The 23,051-nt window shown below is 38.9% G+C and carries 18 protein-coding genes and 11 tRNA genes; 2 read left to right on the top strand and 27 right to left on the bottom strand.

Annotation, left to right across the window (positions count from 1 at the left end; translation table 11 throughout):
• Window positions 1-54: 54 nt before the first annotated feature.
• The 12 genes from CKK03_RS17895 to CKK03_RS17840 all read right to left on the bottom strand — a co-directional run bounded on the left by CKK03_RS17895 (window position 55) and on the right by CKK03_RS17840 (window position 1,885).
• Window positions 55-128 (bottom strand) — tRNA-Gly (locus tag CKK03_RS17895).
• Between the two features lie 17 nt (window positions 129-145).
• Window positions 146-222: transfer RNA gene (locus CKK03_RS17890), tRNA-Pro, on the bottom strand.
• Between the two features lie 8 nt (window positions 223-230).
• A tRNA-Arg gene (locus tag CKK03_RS17885) sits at window positions 231-307 on the bottom strand.
• An 87-nt stretch (window positions 308-394) separates the two neighbouring features.
• A tRNA-Leu gene (locus CKK03_RS17880) sits at window positions 395-481 on the bottom strand.
• A gap of 17 nt (window positions 482-498) precedes the next feature.
• Window positions 499-579, bottom strand: a tRNA-Leu gene (locus tag CKK03_RS17875).
• Window positions 580-594: 15 nt separating this feature from the next.
• Window positions 595-670: transfer RNA gene (locus CKK03_RS17870), tRNA-Lys, on the bottom strand.
• A gap of 35 nt (window positions 671-705) precedes the next feature.
• Window positions 706-780: transfer RNA gene (locus CKK03_RS17865), tRNA-Gln, on the bottom strand.
• 137 nt (window positions 781-917) lie between these two features.
• A tRNA-Val gene (locus CKK03_RS17860) sits at window positions 918-993 on the bottom strand.
• 60 nt (window positions 994-1,053) lie between these two features.
• Window positions 1,054-1,125, bottom strand: a tRNA-Glu gene (locus CKK03_RS17855).
• Between the two features lie 10 nt (window positions 1,126-1,135).
• Window positions 1,136-1,226 (bottom strand) — tRNA-Ser (locus CKK03_RS17850).
• A 2-nt stretch (window positions 1,227-1,228) separates the two neighbouring features.
• Window positions 1,229-1,303: transfer RNA gene (locus CKK03_RS17845), tRNA-Asn, on the bottom strand.
• A 120-nt stretch (window positions 1,304-1,423) separates the two neighbouring features.
• The gene (locus CKK03_RS17840; protein WP_099363887.1) at window positions 1,424-1,885 is read right to left on the bottom strand and encodes a SprT family protein; all 462 of its coding nucleotides are present in this window, start codon (window positions 1,883-1,885) and stop codon (window positions 1,424-1,426) included.
• Between the two features lie 153 nt (window positions 1,886-2,038).
• Here CKK03_RS17840 and cmpA point away from each other — a divergent pair, with 153 nt between their 5' ends.
• A complete protein-coding gene (cmpA, locus tag CKK03_RS17835) occupies window positions 2,039-2,152 on the top strand; it encodes a cortex morphogenetic protein CmpA (RefSeq protein ID WP_087947091.1) in 114 nt (37 codons plus the stop codon).
• An 18-nt stretch (window positions 2,153-2,170) separates the two neighbouring features.
• Here the strand turns inward: cmpA and CKK03_RS17830 are convergent, their stop codons facing one another.
• The 8 genes from CKK03_RS17830 to acpS form a co-directional block, all read right to left on the bottom strand.
• Window positions 2,171-4,321: a Tex family protein gene (locus CKK03_RS17830; protein WP_180271301.1), complete on the bottom strand. Its 2,151-nt coding sequence runs from the start codon at window positions 4,319-4,321 to the stop codon at window positions 2,171-2,173.
• Between the two features lie 82 nt (window positions 4,322-4,403).
• Window positions 4,404-5,159, bottom strand: a complete 756-nt coding sequence (gene sigB / locus CKK03_RS17825) for an RNA polymerase sigma factor SigB (RefSeq protein WP_099363886.1) — start codon at window positions 5,157-5,159, stop codon at window positions 4,404-4,406.
• Window positions 5,160-5,419: 260 nt separating this feature from the next.
• Entirely contained in the window at window positions 5,420-5,770 is a 351-nt protein-coding gene (ndoA, locus tag CKK03_RS17820; protein WP_010284636.1) for a type II toxin-antitoxin system endoribonuclease NdoA, read from the bottom strand.
• Between the two features lie 4 nt (window positions 5,771-5,774).
• Window positions 5,775-6,056, bottom strand: a complete 282-nt coding sequence (locus CKK03_RS17815) for a CopG family ribbon-helix-helix protein (RefSeq protein WP_010284645.1) — start codon at window positions 6,054-6,056, stop codon at window positions 5,775-5,777.
• A gap of 224 nt (window positions 6,057-6,280) precedes the next feature.
• Window positions 6,281-7,444, bottom strand: coding sequence for an alanine racemase (alr, locus tag CKK03_RS17810; RefSeq protein ID WP_099363885.1), 1,164 nt, complete (start codon window positions 7,442-7,444; stop codon window positions 6,281-6,283).
• Window positions 7,445-7,633: 189 nt separating this feature from the next.
• On the bottom strand, window positions 7,634-10,021 hold the full coding sequence (locus CKK03_RS17805) for an immune inhibitor A domain-containing protein (RefSeq protein WP_099363884.1): 2,388 nt from the start codon (window positions 10,019-10,021) through the stop codon (window positions 7,634-7,636).
• A 289-nt stretch (window positions 10,022-10,310) separates the two neighbouring features.
• Window positions 10,311-11,327 (bottom strand): LolA family protein, encoded by a 1,017-nt coding sequence (locus CKK03_RS17800; RefSeq protein ID WP_099363883.1) that lies wholly within the window; start codon window positions 11,325-11,327, stop codon window positions 10,311-10,313.
• Between the two features lie 252 nt (window positions 11,328-11,579).
• Window positions 11,580-11,939 carry a holo-ACP synthase gene (gene acpS / locus CKK03_RS17795; RefSeq protein ID WP_099355758.1) on the bottom strand — a complete coding sequence of 120 codons (360 nt, stop codon included), beginning with the start codon at window positions 11,937-11,939 and terminating at the stop codon, window positions 11,580-11,582.
• Between the two features lie 121 nt (window positions 11,940-12,060).
• Between acpS and CKK03_RS17790 the strand changes: the two genes are divergently transcribed.
• A complete protein-coding gene (locus CKK03_RS17790) occupies window positions 12,061-12,780 on the top strand; it encodes a rhomboid family intramembrane serine protease (protein ID WP_099363882.1) in 720 nt (239 codons plus the stop codon).
• A 38-nt stretch (window positions 12,781-12,818) separates the two neighbouring features.
• Here the strand turns inward: CKK03_RS17790 and CKK03_RS17785 are convergent, their stop codons facing one another.
• The 7 genes from CKK03_RS17785 to CKK03_RS17755 form a co-directional block, all read right to left on the bottom strand.
• On the bottom strand, window positions 12,819-14,282 hold the full coding sequence (locus CKK03_RS17785; RefSeq protein ID WP_180271300.1) for a PH domain-containing protein: 1,464 nt from the start codon (window positions 14,280-14,282) through the stop codon (window positions 12,819-12,821).
• The gene (locus CKK03_RS17780) at window positions 14,272-14,751 is read right to left on the bottom strand and encodes a PH domain-containing protein (RefSeq protein WP_099363880.1); all 480 of its coding nucleotides are present in this window, start codon (window positions 14,749-14,751) and stop codon (window positions 14,272-14,274) included. Before CKK03_RS17780 ends, CKK03_RS17785 begins: the two co-directional genes overlap by 11 nt.
• 451 nt (window positions 14,752-15,202) lie before the next feature.
• Window positions 15,203-16,708, bottom strand: a complete 1,506-nt coding sequence (gene cshA / locus CKK03_RS17775; protein ID WP_099363879.1) for a degradosome RNA helicase CshA — start codon at window positions 16,706-16,708, stop codon at window positions 15,203-15,205.
• 639 nt (window positions 16,709-17,347) lie between these two features.
• Window positions 17,348-18,055, bottom strand: coding sequence for an alpha/beta hydrolase (locus CKK03_RS17770; RefSeq protein WP_099363878.1), 708 nt, complete (start codon window positions 18,053-18,055; stop codon window positions 17,348-17,350).
• Between the two features lie 426 nt (window positions 18,056-18,481).
• Window positions 18,482-19,855, bottom strand: a complete 1,374-nt coding sequence (locus CKK03_RS17765) for a UDP-N-acetylmuramoyl-tripeptide--D-alanyl-D-alanine ligase (protein ID WP_099363877.1) — start codon at window positions 19,853-19,855, stop codon at window positions 18,482-18,484.
• Between the two features lie 243 nt (window positions 19,856-20,098).
• Window positions 20,099-21,190 (bottom strand): D-alanine--D-alanine ligase, encoded by a 1,092-nt coding sequence (locus CKK03_RS17760; RefSeq protein ID WP_099363876.1) that lies wholly within the window; start codon window positions 21,188-21,190, stop codon window positions 20,099-20,101.
• Window positions 21,191-21,533: 343 nt separating this feature from the next.
• A complete protein-coding gene (locus CKK03_RS17755) occupies window positions 21,534-22,856 on the bottom strand; it encodes a hemolysin family protein (protein WP_245864188.1) in 1,323 nt (440 codons plus the stop codon).
• Between the last annotated feature and the right edge of the window lie 195 nt (window positions 22,857-23,051).

Below are 23,051 nucleotides of genomic sequence, written 5' to 3'. Positions count from 1 at the left end.
CTTTAGAATTAAACGTTGACGCTTGTATTATGTTTAGTTTTCAAAGAACTAATTTGGAGCGGGTGATGAGAATCGAACTCACGACATCAGCTTGGAAGGCTGAGGTTTTACCATTAAACTACACCCGCATATATTAAATTTCGTCTGGTCGGGAAGACAGGATTCGAACCTGCGACCCCTTGGTCCCAAACCAAGTGCTCTACCAAGCTGAGCTACTTCCCGATATAAAATGGCGCGCCCGAAAGGAGTCGAACCCATAGCCTTCTGATCCGTAGTCAGACGCTCTATCCAATTGAGCTACGGGCGCATATTCATCGGTGATTTGAAATCAGCGACTTTTCTATAATAGCATCTTGCAAACTTAATTGCAAGTACTTTTTTAAAAAACTTTTTTTGGTGCGGTCGAGAAGACTCGAACTTCCACGGGATCAACTCCCACTAGGCCCTCAACCTAGCGCGTCTGCCATTCCGCCACGACCGCGAATACATTAAACACAGTGCGGGTGAAGGGACTCGAACCCCCACGTCAAAGACACTAGATCCTAAGTCTAGCGCGTCTGCCAATTCCGCCACACCCGCATTTATTGATATAAATGGTGAGCCATGAAGGACTCGAACCTTCGACCCTCTGATTAAAAGTCAGATGCTCTACCAACTGAGCTAATGGCTCGTGCAATGTTTTTTGATAACTGTTCGTAATCAAAATGGCTGGGCTAGCAGGATTCGAACCTACGAATGACGGAGTCAAAGTCCGTTGCCTTACCGCTTGGCTATAGCCCATTGAATAAACTTCATGAAATTTCTTCTTCGAATATGCTTCATGAACTTTCACCGCAAGAGGATATTTTGGGTTATTTCAGTAGGAAATAACACGAAATATCATCGACATTACTAAGTAGCAATCGCAACTTAAATAATGGTGGAGGATGACGGGATCGAACCGCCGACCCCCTGCTTGTAAGGCAGGTGCTCTCCCAGCTGAGCTAATCCTCCATGTTTTAGAGATAGAAATGGGAGGTAAGATTTTATCAATCCTACATCCCATCATTAGTATGACCCGTACGGGATTCGAACCCGTGTTACCGCCGTGAAAGGGCGGTGTCTTAACCGCTTGACCAACGGGCCATTTAGAATCTGGCGGAGAAGGAGGGATTTGAACCCTCGCGCCGCTTACGCGACCTACACCCTTAGCAGGGGCGCCTCTTCAGCCACTTGAGTACTTCCCCATTGGCTCCGCAGGTAGGACTCGAACCTACGACCGATCGGTTAACAGCCGATAGCTCTACCACTGAGCTACTGCGGAATAATGTGACGACATTACTTATTATAAAAACAGACTTCCTTGTTGTCAAGAGCATCTATTTTTTTCTTGTTCAACCGTTTTGCGGCGACTTTTATAATTTATCACATGATTAATCCTGAGTCAAACTTTTTTTGCTTCCATTAATTTCCCTGAGCATTTTCCACAAACGTACCGTTTTGTATCGATCCTTCTTTTCCTTACATATCCTAGCCCACAGCTTGTACATGTATACAAGTATTGCTTTGACATTTTTCTCCTTGTGACAGATTCTAATGGTTTACAGAATCGGGGAGCGTCCACTGCATTTAAGAGATTGCGAAAGTCACGATCGCGATGCTGATATCCTTTTCCCTCAAGATGCAAATGATAATGGCACAGTTCATGCTTAATAATCCCGACTAGTTCTTCGATTCCACGTTCTTGATAATATTTTGGATTCAGTTCAATATTGTGAGATTTTAGAAGATACCTGCCACCTGTAGTTTGTAATCGATTGTTAAAAGTGGCTTTGTGAAGAAATGGTTTGCCGAACAGTTCTAAAGAAACCTCTTCCACTATTTTTTGTAGTTCAAACTGTTCCATGTTTTTTTCATCCTTTCTATCCTTTTCGAACAGGACGTACTGTATCTGCATACACTATATATACTCAAACCTATAGTTTGGTAACTTCATCACTATAGTATCATTTTTTTATTTTTTGGAGGGTAAAAGTTTATTAACGAGGAGGTTTAACCCATGCCTACTTGGCTTCAAAACCAAATGAAACGTGCCTACTATGAGAAAAATCGATACCAAATTAAATTATTGAATCAATGCTGGTATTTTTATAGAAAAAAACACTGCTCGTAAGCAGTGTTTTTAGATTTATTAGTTTTGTGGCGGTAGCATTGTTAATGCCACTCTTCCTTTTTTAACATCTACGTCATCTATCCAGACCGTTACAACATCTCCGACTGATACTACATCAAGTGGATGTTTTACGAAGTTATTACTAAGTTTTGAGATATGGACTAAACCATCCTGCTTCACTCCGATATCAACAAACGCTCCAAAATCTACAACATTTCGAACAGTTCCTTCAAGCTCCATTCCTTTCGCAAGGTCTTCAAGCTTAAGGATGTCTTTTTTAAGTAATGGTTTTGCCAGTTCATCACGTGGATCACGTTCAGGGCTTACTAACGCTTCTGTAATATCGTGAATGGTGATTTCGCCAATTCCCATTTGAGCAGCCACTTCCTCTGCTACGATAGATGAAATGGCTTCTCTTAAACTATCCGTACCAAGGTCATTACTCGTTAAACCATATTTCGCAAGAAGTTTTTTCACTTCCTTGTAGTTTTCCGGGTGAATTCCTGTACGGTCTAATGGTTCATTACCATCAACAATACGAAGGAAACCAATACATTGTTCATACGTTTTTGCACCTAGGCGTGGAATGTTCTTTAACTCGCTTCTGTTCGTGAACTTCCCTTGTTCCTCACGTTTTTTGACGATGTTGTTTGCAACAGCTTTGGATAGGCCAGCTACATATTGTAATAAAGATGGGGATGCTGTATTCACATTCACTCCAACCTTGTTAACTACCGTTTCAACGACGAAGGTTAGCTGGTCATTTAGTTTTTTCTGAGAAACATCATGCTGGTATTGACCTACTCCCACTGACTTCGGATCAATTTTCACTAGTTCTGCTAATGGATCCTGAAGTCTTCTTGCAATGGATACCGCACTTCTTTCTTCAACTTGGAAATCAGGAAACTCTTCTCGTGCTATATCGGATGCTGAGTACACACTTGCACCCGCTTCATTCACGATAATATAGAAGATTTCTTGATTTACTTCTTTTAAAACATCAGTGACAAATTGCTCTGTTTCTCTTGAGGCTGTACCATTTCCGATTGCCACCATTTCAACCTTAAATTCTTGGAGAATGGATTTGATTTTCTTAACCGCCTCTTCTTTTTTGTTCACTGGCGGGTGAGGGTAAATGACATCTATTTTTAAAACTTTCCCAGTTTCATCAACAGCAGCTAGTTTACATCCTGTTCGATAAGCAGGGTCAACTCCTAGAACAACCTTACCTTTTAGTGGTGGCTGTAAGAGTAGATTACGAAGGTTTTCTGAGAAAATGTGAATGGCTCTATCTTCTGCCTTCTCCGTCAACTCTTTTCGGATTTCTCTTTCAATTGAAGGCTGAATCAAGCGTTTATAGCTATCTTCAATTGTTTCTACGATATATGGAGTTACTGGTGAATTTTCCTTCTTTACGATTTTCCGATGTAAGAAGGTTACAATTCGGTCAAGAGGTGGTTCAATTGATACACGTAAGATTCCCTCTTTTTCACCGCGATTCATCGCTAGTACACGGTGTGGAACTACCTTATGAATAGGCTCCTTGTATTCATAGTACATTTCGTAGACATTTTTTTCGTCTTTTTCTTGATCCTTTACCACTGTTTCAATTGTGCCTTGTTTGAAGGTTTCATTGCGGATCCATTGGCGGAAAGTCGCGTCATCCGAAATCCACTCAGCAATAATATCTTTAGCCCCCTGGATAGCATCTTCAGCACTGAGTACTTCTTTTTCCTCTGAAATGAACCCGGTAGCATATTGTAAGACATCTACATTCATTGGGAAGGTATATAACCATTCTGCAAGTGGCTCGAGTCCCTTTTCTTTTGCCACGGTCGCTTTTGTACGACGCTTTTGCTTATATGGCCTGTATAAATCCTCAACTTGTTGTAGCTTTGTCGATTTCATGATTTCTGCTTGAAGCTCATCAGTTAGCTTTCCTTGTTCAGAAATGAGTCGAATGACCTCTTCTTTTCGTGTCTCAAGGTTCTGTAAATACGTCCATTTTTCTTGTACATCTTTAATTTGTACTTCATCTAAAGAACCTGTCAGTTCTTTACGATAACGCGCTATAAAAGGTACGGTATTGCCTTCATCTAAGAGGTTAATCACACTATGCACTTGCTTTGTTGTAATTCCAATTTCTTTGGCGATGGTTTTTACCATCATTTCATTTGATTGCAATGTTTGTGTCAAAACTGTTTTCCTCCTACTTTCACTTCTAACCCTTATCTATTCTACCAAAATTAACTCATCCAAGTACTGCTTCTCGAAGCTTTTTAATGGCATTTCGTTGGATGCGTGACACATGCATTTGTGAAACCCCAACTATACTTCCCGTCTCTCTTTGACTCTTCTCTTGAATATACGTGTAGTAGAGAATTCTCTTTTCACGATTAGAAAGCACATGGAGAGCATTATTTACATCTAATCTTTTCAATACTCTCTCGTAAGCTCTATCCTTCTTACCTACTGTTTCTATGATCGCTTTGCCTTCAGACTCTTGGTCAATCGGCATTTCAATTGATTTTGAATAATAAGCTTGTCCAAGTTCCATTGCTTCTAGGACTTCCTTTTTATCTACATGAAGATGATTTGCGATTTCATGTACCTCTGGTGTCCTTTGCAAGGCTACTGTAAGTTCTTCTGTTGCCTTTTTTATTTTAATTCCGAGTTCCTTTGCCCCTCTTGGCACATGTACACTCCATGTTTTATCTCGTAAATAATGTTTAATTTCACCAATAATTGTTGGTATAGCAAAGCTATTAAAGCTCCTTCCAACCGTTTGGTCGAATCTTCGAATCGCACCTAAAAGCCCAATTCTTCCTACTTGGACAATATCTTTGTGAAACGCTCTGCCTTTAGAGTATTTCCAAGCAATTGAATGAATCAAATTTTCATACTTCTCAACGATTTCCCTTTCTATTGCATTTGAGCCAGTTTTTTGGAAGTCCTGTATCAGCCTTTCTACTTCGTCTCGTTTCGGATTTGTAGATTGCCTTTCCATTATTTTTCACCGCTCTCTCTTTATTTTTTTCGAAAGGTATTTAAGGATAATCCCTTATTATGTACTTCGATAGAAAAGATGTGATATCCTTCACATTTCAGGATTTGTTACATAAGTAAAATGTTTTTGCAATATATTATGTAGCCGGTATTTATAGGATCAAAGACTAAGAACGTCACATCCTGCGGGACTAATAAATAAAATAAAAGAAGCTACCACGGGGTAACTTCTCATAGGCGTATCACATATAAATAAATGAATTAAAAATCGATGAGTCCTAAACTAATTTGTAAGGCATCATCCACTCTGTCCATCATCTCTTCATCGAGATGTGTTATCTTATCGGTTAGACGCTGCTTATCGATTGTACGAATTTGTTCTAACAGAATAACTGAATCGCGCTCAAATCCATAACGCTCCGCATCGATCTCAACATGGGTTGGGAGCTTCGCTTTTTGAATTTGTGCAGTTATGGCTGCGACAATGACTGTGGGACTAAACCGATTCCCGATATCGTTTTGGATGACAAGAACAGGACGAACGCCTCCTTGCTCTGAGCCAACAACTGGGGAGAGGTCTGCAAAATAAACGTCGCCACGTTTTACAATCAAATGATTACCCCCCGCTAACTAAGCGTTCTACGGTGTGGTCAGCCTCAGATTCAGCTAAAAAAGCCTCCGATGCAATAGTAAGGTTGATTTTTGCCATTTCCATGTAACCGCGTCTCATAGATTCTGTAATTTGACGCTTCTTTCTCTCACGTAGATACATTTTTGTAGCTTGATAAATCAGTTCATTACGGTTACCGTTTTCTTGTTTCACTAGGCCATCCAACTCACTAATTAGGTTTTGTGGTAATCGTACTAGAATTTCTGTTGTTGCGCTGGATTCAGACACAAACATACACCTCCACCAACTTGCCACCAATATTCTACTCCAATCTTAATAATACCATTATTATGATTGGATGCAAAGCTTAATCCATTAATTCTTAATTATTATCGACATATACAATTGGTTTTTATGCATAGGATTTACAAGGTTTCCAGAACCTGCATTTATTTTCGCGCATAAAAAAAGAAAGTGATCCAACGTGTACAACCATTGTACTATTTTCTCTACTAGTAATGTCTTAATAACGGATTTCTCACTTCAATTATTCTCTTATTTCTTAAAAAAATACGTGGAACCCGAAAACTTATCGTGCATGTAACTTCGTAGTTGATCGTTTCAAGAGCACTTGCCACATCGTCTACACTAATAAATCTGTTATTTTGCTCCCCGATTAAAGTGACTTTTGTGCCTACCGGAAGTTTATTTGGAAGTCGAACCATAAATTGGTCCATGCAGACACGGCCAATGATTTGACAGAGTTCACCGTCAATTAAAACGTTCGTATTTTGTAGTTTTCGAATCCAACCATCGGCGTAGCCGACTGGAACTGTCCCGACCCACATATCTTCATCTGCTGTAAAAGTTGCCCCATAGCTTACTTTTTCGCCTTTTGAAATTTGTTTTACATGGACGAGTTTGCTATGGAAAGAAAAGGCTTGCTCGAGCTCGCAAGGCAGTTGATCTTTTATTTCCGGTGATGGGGTCATTCCATACATCCCAATTCCCAGTCTTACCACATTGAATACTTTATCAGGAAAACGATAGCCAGTTGCACTATTTCCACAATGAATTAGCTTCGGTTTGTTTGGAATCCACTCAAGCATTTCCAGGAAATTCCGATATTGTTGATCAAAATAAGATGTATCAATTTCGTCTGCTGTTGCAAAATGAGTAAAAACACCATCGAGTTGAAGTTGAGGACTTTGTTCAACTTTCTTAAGAATCGTTTGTATTTCCCCTTTTTCTTTAACTCCAAGGCGTCCCATTCCTGTATCAAGTTTTAAGTGAAGGGTAAGTGGAGTATTGCCTTGATAGTTTTTTAATACCTCATCAAGCCACTCCTCGCTATAAATGGTGAGCGAAATATTGTGTTCTGCTGCAATCACAACGTCAGTTGGACGTGATGCTCCAAGTACCAGAATCGGTGCATCTATTCCTCCATGGCGTAGAGAGATTGCTTCATCAATAAAAGCAACTGCAAGATAGGTAGCCCCCGCTTCAAGGGCCGTTTTTGCTACCTCCACGTCTCCGTGTCCATATGCATTTGCCTTAACGACTGCCATTACGTCCACTTGTTCTGGTAAAAACCCTTTCATGTTTTTTACATTCTCAAAAACACAATCTAAATCCACTTCAACCCAAGTATCACGATAAAAATGGGTAGAGTCCATGAATAAACACCTTCTTAGATTATTAACTACTATATGAATTCGATTATTAAACTTAGTTGTGTCCATGTCAATGGTAGTTTTTCATCATACCCATCTTAACATATGACGAAAAAAAGAAAATATGTTGAAGAAAAATCTCAATACATGGCAAAAACCCCTTTGGGTGGTCAAAGGGGTCTTAAAATATTTTTATTTAAAAATTAACACCTTACCTACTGTGCCATCAGCACTTTGGCCAACAACACGGAATTTCAGACCGTATTCAGGAATGTTTCGTCCTGCGTCGACTAAGCCTGGGTTACTGTAGTCGGCACTATCATCAAATAAAGGTGTGCGTTGGGTGAAGTTGTCCTTCATTGTTATCCCCAATAATTCAGTATAATCTAGTAACATTTTTTCAGATTTATCTAAACTAAATGTAGCGTCATGGAGCTGGTAGCGTGATGAACCCACTTCCTTATCACTCCAGTAATTTGTATGTTGATCAGCATCAACTATGCCTAAGAAACCGTCACCAGGATGTTCGCCAGTCCAGTTGTTATCGTAGGTTTCATCTACATACCATACTAATAAACCTTTATCGTATGACATTAAGCTTGCACCACGACGGATATTGGAAAGACCTTTGTCTACACCATTATGAGTTCTCCATTCTAATAGGTAGTAGTGGCTAGTCAAATAAGTACCATCGTGTTTCTCAAAACCGTCTAATGTAAATTTTTTTATTTCCTCCGCTCCATCAAAAAAGATTTCCTGATTATCAGCAGTAACTTTTATGCCATCTACAAAGAAGCCATCGAGACTTGTATACCAGTCTGTCATAGAGCGGAATTGAAGCTTAATTTCCTTACCAGCATACTTACTAATATCAATAGTCTCATGAACCCAACCGTTACTTGAACCAGTGTAGCCTGGTAGGTTTTCCTTAATTGCGGGGTAGCCATCAGGATCAAGAGTTGTTGATGTTCTTTCACTTGAAAGTGACTCCCATGTTTCACCACCATCAGTTGAGATTTGAACCATTGCATAATCCCAATCCTGTTCGATGTTATACCACGCATCGAAATCTAGAGTTGCATTTTTAGCATTTGTCAAGTCAACCGTTGCTGACATTTTATGGTCTACTTCGTCTCCCTTACCTCCAAAATATTGGAATGCACCTTCAGCAGGAGTATTTAACTTATTTAACTTTTCCGGCAAGTCTACACGAACAGCATCATTGTTCGTACCTTTAGTTACCGCTTCGTCTATAAGTACTGTTTCTCCTTTATTCGTGATGTCGTCCGCATGAAGTGTTGTTCCACTTAACCAGTTTCCACCATGCCACCCTTGTAACTGTTCCTTAGCATAGGCACTCATACCAGGTGGTTCTGTTCCAGGGATAGCTCCGGCCCAGCTTCCAGCAGCCATAAGTGACCAAAATTCAATGGCTTCTCCTGCTCCGCTATAAATCGTGTCATATTCATCTGGAAGACCTAAGTCGTGACCGTATTCATGTGCAAATACACCTACTGCTCCATCCTCAGGTTCAATTGTATAATCCCAAGCAGCTAACGCTCCACCCCAGCGGCCACTTTTTGATACTCCTCCGGGTACACCAACAGGATCAGTACCAAGTTTGGAGCGATGTGACCAAATAGCATCTGCACCAAGAGCTCCTCCGCCCGCTTCTTCTCCTACACCTGAATGAATAACCATTAAGTGATCAATAATTCCATCTGGTTCATCGTAAACTCCGTCACCATCATAATCATCACGATCCCAAACATCGTATTCACTTAAGTCTACATTAGGATCTTGTGCTGCTTTGCTAAGTGCTTCATATACAAGTAATTGTGGGAAGTAATCATTTCCATCAGGAGCAGGATCATTATGACCATAGTAAGCAGCAGGCAAGTCTGCTGTATACCAACCAGCTACTTCTCCCTCTACTGAATAACTACCACCTGATTGTTGCTCATAATATTGCTTCATAGAGATCACATTTTCTCCACTTGGTCCTACAAATCCGTTATCTCCAAAGATCATATTTTGAAAGTGTTCGTCTTTATAGTCTTCATAATACATGTCCGTTTCACCGGGTTTAATTGAATTATGAGCGTAATCAGGAAAATCAATTTTCAGGACAAGGACCTTATCAGTACGAACTTCACCATTGTAAGATTCTTCTTGGACTGAATCAACCGTATTTTTCTTAGCTTGTCCCAACTTGTTACCCTTGCCATTTTTCAATCCGTTCTCAGATTTATTATCATCTGATTTCATACCCACTTTAAGTGTTTTTCCGACTACTTTTGGTTTTGTTTTATAAGCATTTTCAGCTTTTGCCCTTAAGAAAGCCCCCAACACCTTCTCCGCTTCTGCTGGGGTAGCGTCTTTTGCAATTTTGCCATTTTTCTTGAGCATTTCAATGAGTTTTTCATCGTTTGCGATTCCTAAGTCGATTGGTGAGCCTTGTGAAGCTAGTTTTGAGGATACATCTGATGCGCTAGCGTTTGGTGACATGGCTGGACCTGCTAATAGTCCAACGCTTAATGATAATGCAAGTGCTGTGGAAAAAATCTTTTTTTTCTTCAATTTTATACCCCTCCAAATATCTGTTTTTAGTTCCGTACACTTTGTCCTAAGTTTCTTACGATCCCAGCTCCCTTCCATACTTGGACATGTCTCGCTTAAATAATGTAACAGAGTCTTTTAAAAAAATTTGTAGAAATTCAATATATAGAACTTTTTTCGTTCGTTAAATTCTACGTTCTATCAACTTCATCCGACAGCATCTTTCGGTTTCTGAAATAAATTCCAAAGGATGCTGTCGATATTTAGAGACAAAAAAACAGACCCGATTATTCGGGCCTGGGTTCGGAGTTTATTTTACAGCCTTGCCTTGTACTGTACGTGCAACTGAGATTAACTCTTCTTGAGTTAGATCATCTGATGCAATCATAAATTCTGCACCGTTGTGTGTCCATGAAATAGCCTTATCTGTAAGAGTACCAACTGTGAATCCAAGGTCAACAGGCTCACCGCTTAATGAAATCGTTGTAGCAACCTCAGCAACCCGGGCATTTTCTTGGATCAATGTGAAGGTCTTCTCTCCACCGAAAGTCATAATGACTCGTGTTCCGTTTTCCGTTTCGATTTTCTTTTCTTCTTTTAACTCAACACCAGCAAGTGCATCCTCTGAAGGATATAGAACTTCAAGTGGTTGTTTATCAACCTCACCCATAACTGGAATTTCACCTATATTGGCAGAAGACATATTCTTCTCAACATCAAATGCTGACTTATCAAAGCTTGCATCAAATTCAACCTTAGTGAATTCAACTAACAATAATACTTTACGATCAGGATCCATTACCTTTACAGATACTGGAGCTAAGTCCTTTTTGCTAAATGTAATTTCTTGTTTTGGCAGCATATTATTATTTTTGTAATTTGTTTTTGTTTCAAAGATGTATTGATCCTTTGTAGCTGTAAATTTCGCTTCTGGATCTTCCTGAACATCATGTACTAAAGATTCAAAAAGATAAGCTTGGCTGCTGTTTTCTGGCCAGTCACTTTGGAATCGGAAGCTTTTGTTAAGAGCAGGTGTCAGAACAAATACGCCTTCTTCATTACGTAAAATCATCTGGCTTTGGTCTTTTTCTGCATTCTTAAGGTTTACACGATAGAATGTCGGCTCCTTGTGCCAAATTTCCACTTCGTATACTTGTGGATCATTGCCTGTTTGAAGCGTCATCTTCGCATCTGCCTTATAGCCAGTCATTTTTTGGACCTTTGCATCTAATGCACTAACCACATCTTCCTGTGATTTTTCCCCACATGCTGCGAGTACAAGGGCAATGAGTAGCCCTAATAACAACAAAAATACTTTTTTCTTCATTTCCTCTTCAACCCCTTTGCCTCTTATCGCCTATTGGTTGAGACAAAGTGTATTATGTGACGAACAGGTAAGGAATCATTTCCGTGCGTATTAGGACCCCATCATTTTCCTAGTGTTCTTTCCAACTCAACTTTGCAGCTTACTTACTAAAGCATGTAAACTAAGTGAAAATCACACCGTTCATCATATTCATACACCTTGTCTCACCTACCGCACTAAAAATATATGAGGCAAAGTTGTGTAATATGCAGACTAGCTTGACAAGCTTTCAAGAATTACTTGCGCAACGGCATAATCTTTACTGTGCGTAATGGATAAATGGGCCTTTTGATTCATTGGTTTTGTAAGGACTGGCTTACCTTTTTCATCTGATAAAACTTCAATATCTAAAAAACTCAAATTCTCACCAATTCCAGTTCCAACAGCCTTTGAATATGCTTCCTTTACGGCAAACCGACCTGCAAGAAACTCAACCTGGCGGGACTCAGAAAGACGAAAAAATTTTTCTTTCTCTGCATTTGTTAATATTCGATCTACGAACTTTTTCTGTCTATGTAAAATTTTTTTAATTCTTTCAAGCTCCACAATATCAATACCTGTTCCAATGATCATTTCAAAATCCTTTCTTCTATAAAAAAGCTTTCAATCATAAGATGGTACAAACCGTTAAAGGATGTTCGCCATCTTTTGAAGAATATAGTACGATAAGATAACTACACAAAGGAGTTATAAGATGTTTATAAGAACTGAAAGCTTTCGTCAATTTTTACGATTATATCCTATTATATCAATATTAATCGGGATTCATATTTTTCTTTGGTTGCTGATTTTTTTATCTCTTCCATTTGGAACAACTCTTATGCAGCACATGATTGGGTTTAATTTCTTAATTTCTGAAGGCGAGTATTGGAGATTAGTCACTCCCATTTTTGTCCATAGTGGGTTTGGCCATATGTTGTTTAATTCATTTTCACTTGTCTTGTTTGGGCCTGCGTTAGAAAGCATGTTAGGTAAATTCAAATTTATCGTTGCCTATCTTTTAACGGGGATAGCTGCAAACCTAGCAACCTTTTACATAGAGCCACTAGAGTTTGCCCATGTTGGTTCTTCAGGGGCTATCTTTGGATTGTTTGGTATTTACTTATATATGGTCTTGTTCCGCAAAGACTTGATTAATCAAATGAATTCGCAGCTCATCATGACGATTTTAATTATTGGTCTAGTCATGACATTTATAAATTCAAATGTCAATATTATCGCCCATATCTTTGGATTCCTTGCTGGCGCTATTGTTGCACCACTCATTTTACCGAATACCTCAGGTCAGCCACAGGTCATTATGGCAGGAAATTCATCTTACAGACCACGAATGAGGATTCCTAGACAATTTTCTACCAAACACATTATTTGGTTGATTATTATTATCTTAGTAATTCTCGGAATTTTCCTCTAAAAAATTCAAGAGCTAAAGCGGAATGGCTTTAGCTCTTTTTAATCATTCATCGATATATCTTCTGTTATTGTCTTGTTTCGTTTTCTGTACCATTCCCAAATGATCCAGCAATCGGAAATCTGCAGATCCTTCACTTCAAACCCTTTGCCTGCGACTGCTGATTTAATAAAGGTCTTAACTGATCCAAGGTCTTTTTTCCTTTGGAAGTGGGATTGTTTCTTGTCCAAGGATTGGATACGCTTTTTGTGATGAAGAACGGTTACTTTGCTAAAAAAGCGAAACTGCAATGTTAACTGGTCCTCTTCTATCTTCCAGCCAGCTACTTTATAGCGGCTATAGCCAAGCATTGCCCCAATTGGTAAAAGAAGCAGACCTAGGTAGCCCCAAGAACTAAAGACATAGGACAACATGACAATTGCCGGGACAAGTGCTAGAAAAGGCAACATCCCCCTAAACATATATCTCCACTTTGCATTGGAAGGTGCGTAATTTTCAATTTCTTGCATCTGATAGTCAGGAACAAAATGATGTAACAAATGATTAATAGCATCTTTCTTTACTAAAGGAAAAAGCACTGTTGAGAAATCTTCTCCTTTATTAATCGAGCCACCCGCACTTTCAATATACACCGTTGCATAGCCTAAAGGCTGCCTGATTAAATTCTCACCAATACGTATCGCCTGTATCCGTGTTAACGGGATGGTTGTCTGCTTTTTTTCAATCAATCCTCTACTTATAAAAAGCTCATCTTCTCGTTTTACGACTGTAAAATTGGCGTAGCGAAGGGTCATAATTAAAATTCCAACTAACCACGCGATCAATAAGAACAACGCAATTAACACAAAGATATAGAATAAAATTGATAGACTGACATATTTTTCAATCGTATTATATAGTTTTTCAAATGGTAAATATTCTGCAAACTGACTCAGAAATGCAAGTACACCGGAAATAACAATCCCGATTCCCCCTGAGGTAGATGCAAGGACAAGCAGTTCCTTTGGTGTAATTTGATAGGTAAATCTCATTTTTTGAGTTTCGGTTTCTTCTTCCTGTTGCTTTTTCGAACGAGATAAGATTTCACGTAATTGATTGGCTTCTTCTTCTTTAATAGCCGTTAGAACAGCCTCAGCCTGCATGCCCCCACCGGCTGTTTCAACCTGTAGTTTTACCAATCCAAAGATTCGTTGAATAATACCAGCGGAAACATCTATCGTTTGAATTCGTTCAATAGGTATATAGCGCTTTTTACGGATAATCACTCCATATTCAATTCGTAACTCTCCGTTTTCAATCCGATAGGTGTATCGATACCAATGCAAGATCCCATAGATCAACATTAATAGAATAAAAGCAAAAGCACCTAATATATAATATTTTTCAAAATCATCGCCCGGCCCTACAAAAAAGAGGAATATTAAAGGGAGTATCATCTCCTTAAGCTGCTTTAAGAAACTTAAAATGCCAGCAACCGGGTGCATTCGGCGTGATTCAAACATCATCTTCATCCACCCTTGCTAATCTTGAGATTGAGTCACGCAACTGGTCTGCTTCCTCCAAATCAAGTGCTGGTATTTCATGAACTGTTGCCGCTGTCGAAATGGTAACAGTAGCTAAACGATGTTTACGCAACAACGGTCCTTGCTGGGTATCAACGTGTTGGACGCGGTTCATTGGGATAATTGTTCTTTTCACAATGAAAACGCCACGTTGGAGGTCAATTTCATGTTCATGTACCTCATATCTCCAACGCTTCCACTTTAGCTTCGGTAAAATGAAAATCGTTAATATTGATTCAATAATGCAAAGTATTAGTAGGCCTGTTAAAATCCAGTACGTCCAATCAAAAATAATCGTAAGGACTAAGACAGTTATGGCTAAACTCCAACCAATCATAGACGAAATGATTGCAGATGTTTTCCATACTGTTAAGGCACGTGTACTAATCCGATTTTTTGGGATGTCCCTCATAATCCAACAAACCCTTCTCAATTGGAATATTATTCTTACCAACCTTTTCAGTATAAATGATTTTGAGAAAATTTGACATAAGAAAAAACAGTACTTTTAGTGTGACACTCCAGTAATAATCGGACTAATCTAATACACAAGTACATTCTAGAGGTTATGAAGAGGACTTCGACCAGAATCTCTTACGCTTTTCCCCGTCATCTTCGTTATGAAGAGGATTTCAGCCAGATTCTCTTACACTTTTCCCCTTCATCTAGGTTATGAAGAGGACTTCGACTAGGATTTTTTCTACTTTTCCTCTTCATATATCGCTATGAAGGGGATTCCAATCAGATTCTTTACATCTTTACAGCTTTTCCCTTTCATCTACTCTAAATCGTTCATCATTCATTCATACAAAAAGGCGTGCTAAACTGGTGTCAGTTTGCACGCCTTTTTTGGTTTGATATAATTATTCTTCGTTTTTACGGAAGTTGCCGCGACGATTGCTACTTGAAGAGTAACGATTTCCGCCTGATCCTTGACGACCGCCTGAACCTTGTCGTCCACCATTTCCACGACCGCGGTCACGACTACCTTTATAACGCCCACGGTCACGTCCACCACCGCGGTTATTATCTCGATTGTCTCTCTTAACGCGAAGAGGTGCTTCGTCAGTTAGTTTGACTGGTGTTGCATCTGGCTCTTTAGTCATTAACTTAATTGCTGCTGCAACAACAGAAACTGAATCATGCTCCTCTAATAGCTCTTCAGCGAGACGAGTATAGTATGATAAATTATTGGACTCGATCATAGATACGATTTTTTCCATCGTAATCTTTTGTTGACCTTCTAAAGCCTCATCCAATGTAGGTGGCTTCATTTTGTCCATTTTACGTTTTGTTGTATTTTCCACGTTTTTAAGTTGGCCGATTTCTCGTGGTGTTACGAAAGTCATCGCCATACCATGTTTTCCTGCTCTACCTGTACGTCCAATTCGGTGTACATAGCTTTCAGGGTCTTGTGGAATATCAAAATTATATACATGTGTAACACCGGAAATATCTAGTCCACGTGCTGCAACATCTGTCGCAACTAATACTTCGATAGATCCTTCTTTGAATTTACGCAAAACAGATATACGTTTTGCTTGACTTAGGTCACCATGGATTCCCTCTGCCGCATAACCTCTTAAAGTTAATGCTTCTGAAAGCTCATCAACACGACGCTTCGTACGTCCAAAGATAATCGCTAATTCCGGTGATTGGATATCTAATAAACGCGTTAGGACATCAAACTTGTTCTTTTCTTGTACTTCTAGGTAGTATTGTTGGATATTTGGTACTGTTACTTCTTTCGCTTTTACTTTCACAATTTGTGGGTCTTTCATGAAACGCTCAGCAATGCGTTGGATTGGACCCGGCATAGTTGCAGAGAAAAGCAAAGTTTGACGCTCATCGGGAACTCCTTTTAAGATCGCCTCAATATCCTCGATAAAGCCCATGTTCAACATTTCATCTGCCTCATCTAGGACAACCGTTTTTACATTTTGAAGCTTAAGAGTTTTACGATTAATATGGTCAATTACACGCCCTGGCGTACCAACAATGATATGAGGGTGTTTCTTCAGTGAACGAATTTGGCGAGAGATGTCCTGGCCACCATAGATTGGTAAAATTCGAACGCGGTTGAAGTGCCCGATTTTATTAAGTTCTTCCGATACCTGAATCGCAAGTTCACGAGTTGGTGCAATGACAATTCCCTGAATGTTGTCGTCTTTTACATCGACATTTTCGATAAGCGGAATTCCAAATGCTGCTGTTTTTCCTGTTCCTGTTTGAGCTTGACCAATAACGTCATGCCCTTTTAATGCTAATGGAATCGTTTGTGCTTGAATCGGAGTTGCCTCTTCAAACCCCATTTTACTAATTGATTTCATTAGGTCTTGACTAATCCCTAGTTCGTTAAATACTGCCAATTTTTTCATACTCCTTTTTGCTAATCTATTTGTACAATGACAAAATTGACTATTTAGACGGGAAATCTGTATAGACACTGGGCTTTTCGCCTCTAATCAAATGCGCCTTGGTATATTTGTGCTCGATTTCTTTACCCAAAGGAAGAGGATTATAAAGACGTTCCACAGTACATGGCGTACTTAGTCTTCGTTATCTCGAATAATTCATTTGGGAAATCGCGGCATTTACCAAGGGCCTTAACTTTATTCAAATGGGGTTTATTGTACCCCTGATTAATTTAGGTGCTCTTCTTGCATTCATCCCACTTATAAAGGTGATGTGGGGGATTTTCTGAATAAAGTTAAATACGATTTTTAAGCTGGATACAAATGTTTGCACCATGATCGCAAAACCTACACATGATGAAAATGCGCGGTAGGTAGGCAACTGCCTAGTATTTATAGTAGATCAGAATCAAATTCTGCTTAAAAAAAGGACATATTCCGTGAAATAACGGAAGTAATGCCCTCAGGGTTCACGTCCAAAAAGTTAATAAAAGGGCGTTACCAATTAATTAACAAGTTATGCCCTTTTTAACACTGTATTTGTAATCTTACCACTACCCCTTTATAAATGCAATAAAGCTGAATTTTCAATGATTAGTATATACACTCTTTTGTTGTTTCATGTAAGAATGAATCTACCTCTTTAAATAGTGTTTCCCGGTCCCCACCATAACAAACATGATGCTTTGCACATGGTAAAAAAAGGAGTCTTTTTTGTGTTGATGAGATGACTTGATTTAAGTAATGTGCACTTTTAACTGGAACAATCCCGTCACATTCGCCTTGTACAATTAAGGTAGGCACATTAATTTGGTTTAGTAACGGCCTAATTTTTTGCACAAGCTTTCGAAATTCAATTGTTGCGGACAGAGGAGTGTCCACGATTTTCTTTTTATACCGTAAATACAGTTCATTTTTATGGAGATTTTTGTTTAGACCATCACGAAGCATAAGTTTTATATCGGTAACGAGTTGCTTTGGATTGATATAGTAAGCAGCAGCACTTAGTAAGACGAGTTTTTGAATTGGAAAACGCGTTGCTAAGTAACCAGCGATGATTCCTCCCATCGAAAAACCGATGACAAAAACCTGATCACAAATATGAAGGAGCTCAACTAGTTCTTTTTCCGCATATTCAATCCATTCTGAGTAATGGGTTCCTTTTAAATTCAAGGTCTCGCCATGACCGGGCAAGGTTGGTGTTCGGACGACCCAATCTGTTGAATGGCGGATATGCTCTGCAAGTGGCTCAACCTCATATGGAGCCCCAGTAAAACCATGGATGAACAAACAGCCAATCATCAAAATTACTCCTTTCAATCAAATGCGCCTTGGCGTATTTGCGCCCGATTTTTAGGCCTACAGGAAGTAGGTCATAAAGACGTTGCCACAGGAAGTGGCGTATTTAGTCTTTGATCTTACTACTCGAAAATTACCTCTGAAAAATCGTGGCATCCGCCGGGGCCTTTTTACTTTATTCAGTCGAGGCTGAATAAAGTAAAAATATTTTTGAAATAATTGTAATGTTTTTGTAACATTTATCGTTTTCAAACGTACTAATAAGTAAGAAACATATTTGGGAGGGTTTTAAATGGACAAGCTATTCAATGAAAACTCAGATTTTATGAAAGAATTATTATCATACTCCTTAGGAATCTTACTGACTATTCTAATTATATTACCATTTATAAACTAGAAAAGCTCGGCAGGTGCACGCCGAGCTTTTTCTTATTTTTTGAAGGCAAAAATAACTTCTTCGAGCTTCATCCCTCTTGAACCTTTTACTAAAAGGATATCCCCTTCTGATAATAGGTTTTGTAATGCTTCTATTAGTTTTTCCTTTTCTAGGAACGCGGAAACACGTTCTTCAGGAAATTGTTCTTTTGCCCCATTGGCGATATGCTCACCTAATGCGCCGTATGTGAATACATAATCAACCTTGTCTGGCTGAATGAAGCGCCCCACTTCTTCGTGGTATTCATTTTCTTTGTCTCCAAGCTCTAACATGTCACCCAATACAACTATTTTTTTACCAGAAGTCTTTAAATCATGAATTAGGTTGATGGCAGCTTTCATGGATAGTGGGCTTGCATTGTATGCATCATTAATTAGTTTTGTCCCTTTGACTCCCTCAATTAGCTCAAGCCTCATATTCGTAATCTTTATTTGTTGCAAGCCACTTTCGATTTGGTCCCAGGATAACCCGAAATGACGAGCAACTTCAATTGCAGCCATTGCATTATTAACATTATGTTTACCTAAAACCGGCACATAAAATTCCTTGTTTTCTTGCTCATTAATGGAAAAATAGGTACCCTCATTTTCTTGTTTAATGCTTAATGGATACAGATCATTTTTTGTTGACTCACCAAAGGTTGTCGTATGGATATCCATTGCTTTAACCCGTTCTGTTAAAAGTGGTTCGTCTCCATGATAAATAAGCAAGCCATCCTTCGCTAACCCATCAACAATTTCAAGCTTCGCCTTGGCAATTCCTTCACGAGAACCGAGATCCATCATATGGGATTCACCAATATTCGTTATAACTGCCACATCAGGTCGTGCTAATAATGTAAGGAATTCAATTTCGCCAAAAGCACTCATTCCCATTTCAAGTACAGCAACTTCCGTATCTTCTTTTAATCGTAAAAGAGTTAAAGGCAAGCCGATATGATTATTGAAATTCCCTTCTGTTTTTTGAACACGCAGATTCGTTGATAAAACAGCTGTGACCATATCTTTTGTTGTTGTTTTTCCATTGCTTCCTGTAATCCCGACGACTTTTATCGAAAGTTCATCACGATAGTTTTTTGCTAGAGTTTGAAGAGCTTCTAATGTGTCCTTTACAAAAATAACAGGAATTTGCTGTGGTGGATTTGGCTGGTCACTACCCCAAAGTACCGCTGCTGCACCATTATCAATCGCCGACTCCACAAATTGATGGCCATTAAAGGTCTCGCCAATGATTGGTATGTACAGATTTCCAGGTGAGATCGTTCTTGTGTCAATGGATACACCTTCAATCACGACATTTTGGAATTGTGGATCAAGCTTTTCACCGTTTGCCATCAGTGCGATTTGTGCCAACGTCTTTTTTATCATGAAAATCTCTCCTTTCATAAAGAAACACTATTCAGAAGGAAGAATAGTGTTTTTTAATCAAATGCGCCTTGGCGTATTTGCGCCCGATTTTTTCGAGCTTGCTCGAAAACTTTCCTTTGAAAAATCGTGGCATCCGCCGGAGGCTAAACTTTATTCAATCTAGGTCTCAGCCCTTACAAAATTGTATACCTTAATTACATTCATTCCACCCAAAAGAGTGAGAATTGTATTGAATAAAGTTTTTTAGATGGTGTATTTAATCGTTTGTTTTTCGTTATGGCGCTCGATTGCAAGCTCGACTAATTTTTCAATAAGTTCTGGATAGCTCACTCCAGCCTCCTGCCAAAGTAACGGGAACATACTGAATGGGGTAAATCCAGGCATCGTATTTACTTCATTAATGATGACTTTCCCCTCTTTTGTTAGGAAGAAGTCCGCTCTAACTAATCCTGAGCAATCAAGTGCTTTGAACGCTTTAATTGCCTCTGTCTTGACATTTTCATATTCCTCATCTGTGATATCAGCAGGAATGATGAGAGCTGTATCGCCATCTTCATATTTTGCTTTATAGTCGTAAAAATCTTTCTTTGGTACGATTTCTCCAACAACCGAACAGCTCGGATTGTCGTTTCCAAGGACACCGATTTCAATTTCACGGCCAATGATTGCCTCTTCAATAATAACTTTACGGTCAAACATGAAAGCTTCTTCGAATGCCTTTTCAAGACTTTCACGGTCTGTTGCTTTGCTAATACCAACGCTTGAGCCAAGGTTTGCTGGTTTTACAAAGCAAGGGTAGCCAAGTTCTTCTTCAACTTTAGCGTACGCATCTTCCGGATTTTTCTTCCATTCACTACGAATATATGATGCATATTTTGCTTGAAGCAGCCCAGCTTGGCCAAAGATGTTTTTCATAATTACTTTATCCATACCTGCTGATGAAGCAAGTACGCCATTGCCAACGTACGGGATATTCATAAGCTCAAGCAGTCCCTGAACCGTTCCATCCTCACCATTTGGTCCATGTAGCAATGGAAACACAACATCGATTGATTCATTCTGATTCTGAGTAGATTGCTGCGCAGGAAAAAGTTCTGCGTTTAATGAAACAGGTGAAATGGGTGTTCCAGCCTCTTTTAATACTAATTTCTTTACGTCATCAACTGGACCTGTCAATTGATTCCCACGAATCCATTCGCCTTGTTCTGATATATAAATGGGATGAATATCATATTTTGAGTGATCTAATGCTTTGATTACAGCTAATGCGGTTTGTAAGGAAACCTTATGCTCAGCTGATTTCCCTCCGTATAGCAAGCCTAGTTTTACCTTCATTAAGCTTCCTCCTAAAAATTCGTATACCCTTTATTTTAACATTAACGCTTATATATTATATAACAATTACATAACATTTCTATAATTTATTACATGAGTCTAGAAATGTGTCTGTCTAGGCTTGAACCTAATTTTTAGAATCTGTTGTGTGTGGAATTTGCGCTCTATTATCGGTAATTGCGTGTTAATCAGGCAGATTTGCGTGTTATTTTGAGTAATTGCGCTTTAGCCGGCGGATTTGCTCGTTATTCCACATAATTGCGCTTTAACCAGAAAAATCGCATTTTACCCAATTTAGCCCACATAAAAAGCCTTGACGAAAAAATCGTCAAGGCTTTTGCATCTATTCTAATGCGCTGGCGCTTTGGCCAATGGTGTAGACATGTTCTTGTTGGATTATTTTTTTGATTTCGAGTGATTTGATATGGTGACCATCCATTTCGATAATTCTAAATTCATAATCCCCGAACGGAATTTTGTCACCAGGGTGGATATCAATTTGCTCTGTTAAGATCCAACCACTGATCGTATCGACATCAGTATCATCAATTTTTAATCCGAACAAATCATTAACTTCACCGATTAAGACCTTACCATCCACGATGGTAGTCGTATCGTTAATTTTTTGAACGGCTGGTTTTTCATCTGTATCGAATTCATCACGGATTTCCCCAACGATTTCTTCGATAATATCTTCAACCGTAACCAAACCTGAAGTTCCACCATATTCATCTATTAAAATCGCCATGTGTACGCGTTCTCTTTGCATTTTCGCTAATAATTCCTGAATGGGAATTGATTCGATCACATGGATAATAGGTCTCGTATAATCCTCAATTGTTTTTCCTTCTGCACCTGTACCTGTCACAACGTCGGTTAATAGTTCTTTTAGGTTAACCAATCCAATGATATGGTCCTTATCCCCGTCAACGACTGGATAACGTGTGTACTTTTCACTCGTCATAATCGTTAAAATTTCTTGGACTGATTTGTCGTTTTCAAGCGCGATGATTTCGGTACGAGGTACCATGACTTCTTTTGCTACGCGATCATCAAATTCAAAGATATTATTCACATATTTATATTCTGACTGGTTAATTTCACCATTTTTATAACTTTCAGACAAAATAAGTCTCAATTCCTCTTCGGTATGGGCAATGTCGTGTTCTGAAATTCTTTTAAAGCCGAATAATCCAGTTAACAAACGAGCAGAGCCGTTTAATACCCAAATGAACGGAAACATCAATTTATAGAAAAAGATTAATGGTCTAGCAAAAAACAAGGTAATTCTTTCTGCTTTTTGAATCGCAATTGTTTTAGGTGCGAGTTCCCCGACAACTACATGTAAAAAGGTAATGGTCAAGAAAGCTAAAGCGATTGATAAAACAGATGAAAACGAATCCGGTATATTTAAAATACCGAATAACGGATGAAGTAAAGCCTCCACAGTTGATTCTCCAAGAAAACCAAGTCCTAGAGCTGTTACTGTAATACCTAATTGACATGCAGACAGGTATTCATCCAGGTTTGAGATGACAGTCTTAGCAGCAGTTGCGCTTTTCCTCCCTTCTGCTACGAGCTGGTCGATGCGAGTGCTTCTTACTTTTACAATCGCAAACTCCGACGCTACGAAAAAGGCAGTTAACGCAATCAAAATTGCAACCATGACCAAATTAAATATCTCCAAATAGTTTCCTTACACGCGAGAGGCGAGTAAGGATTACACCTCCTAAATAGGTAAGTTTTTAGATTTTTAGTTTCTTTACTATTTTTTTAATTAATTTACAAAGATTGTTGTTTATATAAAGTATTTATGACAATGATTTTTTATTCTCTTAGAATGAATTTTTATTCTGTAAGT

This window comes from Fredinandcohnia onubensis (assembly GCF_002734215.1).
Taxonomy (GTDB): domain Bacteria; phylum Bacillota; class Bacilli; order Bacillales; family Bacillaceae_L; genus Ferdinandcohnia; species Ferdinandcohnia onubensis.
The sequence above is the reverse complement of the archived record's forward strand: the minus strand, read 5'-3'. Positions and strand labels throughout refer to the sequence as shown.

What these genes read in the sequence shown, in the direction of transcription:
- CKK03_RS17840 (WP_099363887.1), bottom strand. Translation starts at nt 1,885, where the DNA reads ATGGAACAGTTTGAACTACAAAAAATAGTGGAAGAGGTTTCTTTAGAA.
- cmpA (WP_087947091.1), top strand. Translation starts at nt 2,039, where the DNA reads ATGCCTACTTGGCTTCAAAACCAAATGAAACGTGCCTACTATGAGAAA.
- CKK03_RS17830 (WP_180271301.1), bottom strand. Translation starts at nt 4,321, where the DNA reads ATGATGGTAAAAACCATCGCCAAAGAAATTGGAATTACAACAAAGCAA.
- sigB (WP_099363886.1), bottom strand. Translation starts at nt 5,159, where the DNA reads ATGGAAAGGCAATCTACAAATCCGAAACGAGACGAAGTAGAAAGGCTG.
- alr (WP_099363885.1), bottom strand. Translation starts at nt 7,444, where the DNA reads ATGGACTCTACCCATTTTTATCGTGATACTTGGGTTGAAGTGGATTTA.
- CKK03_RS17800 (WP_099363883.1), bottom strand. Translation starts at nt 11,327, where the DNA reads ATGAAGAAAAAAGTATTTTTGTTGTTATTAGGGCTACTCATTGCCCTT.
- acpS (WP_099355758.1), bottom strand. Translation starts at nt 11,939, where the DNA reads ATGATCATTGGAACAGGTATTGATATTGTGGAGCTTGAAAGAATTAAA.
- CKK03_RS17790 (WP_099363882.1), top strand. Translation starts at nt 12,061, where the DNA reads ATGTTTATAAGAACTGAAAGCTTTCGTCAATTTTTACGATTATATCCT.
- CKK03_RS17785 (WP_180271300.1), bottom strand. Translation starts at nt 14,282, where the DNA reads ATGATGTTTGAATCACGCCGAATGCACCCGGTTGCTGGCATTTTAAGT.
- CKK03_RS17780 (WP_099363880.1), bottom strand. Translation starts at nt 14,751, where the DNA reads ATGAGGGACATCCCAAAAAATCGGATTAGTACACGTGCCTTAACAGTA.
- CKK03_RS17770 (WP_099363878.1), bottom strand. Translation starts at nt 18,055, where the DNA reads ATGATTGGCTGTTTGTTCATCCATGGTTTTACTGGGGCTCCATATGAG.
- CKK03_RS17765 (WP_099363877.1), bottom strand. Translation starts at nt 19,855, where the DNA reads ATGATAAAAAAGACGTTGGCACAAATCGCACTGATGGCAAACGGTGAA.
- CKK03_RS17760 (WP_099363876.1), bottom strand. Translation starts at nt 21,190, where the DNA reads ATGAAGGTAAAACTAGGCTTGCTATACGGAGGGAAATCAGCTGAGCAT.
- CKK03_RS17755 (WP_245864188.1), bottom strand. Translation starts at nt 22,856, where the DNA reads ATGGTTGCAATTTTGATTGCGTTAACTGCCTTTTTCGTAGCGTCGGAG.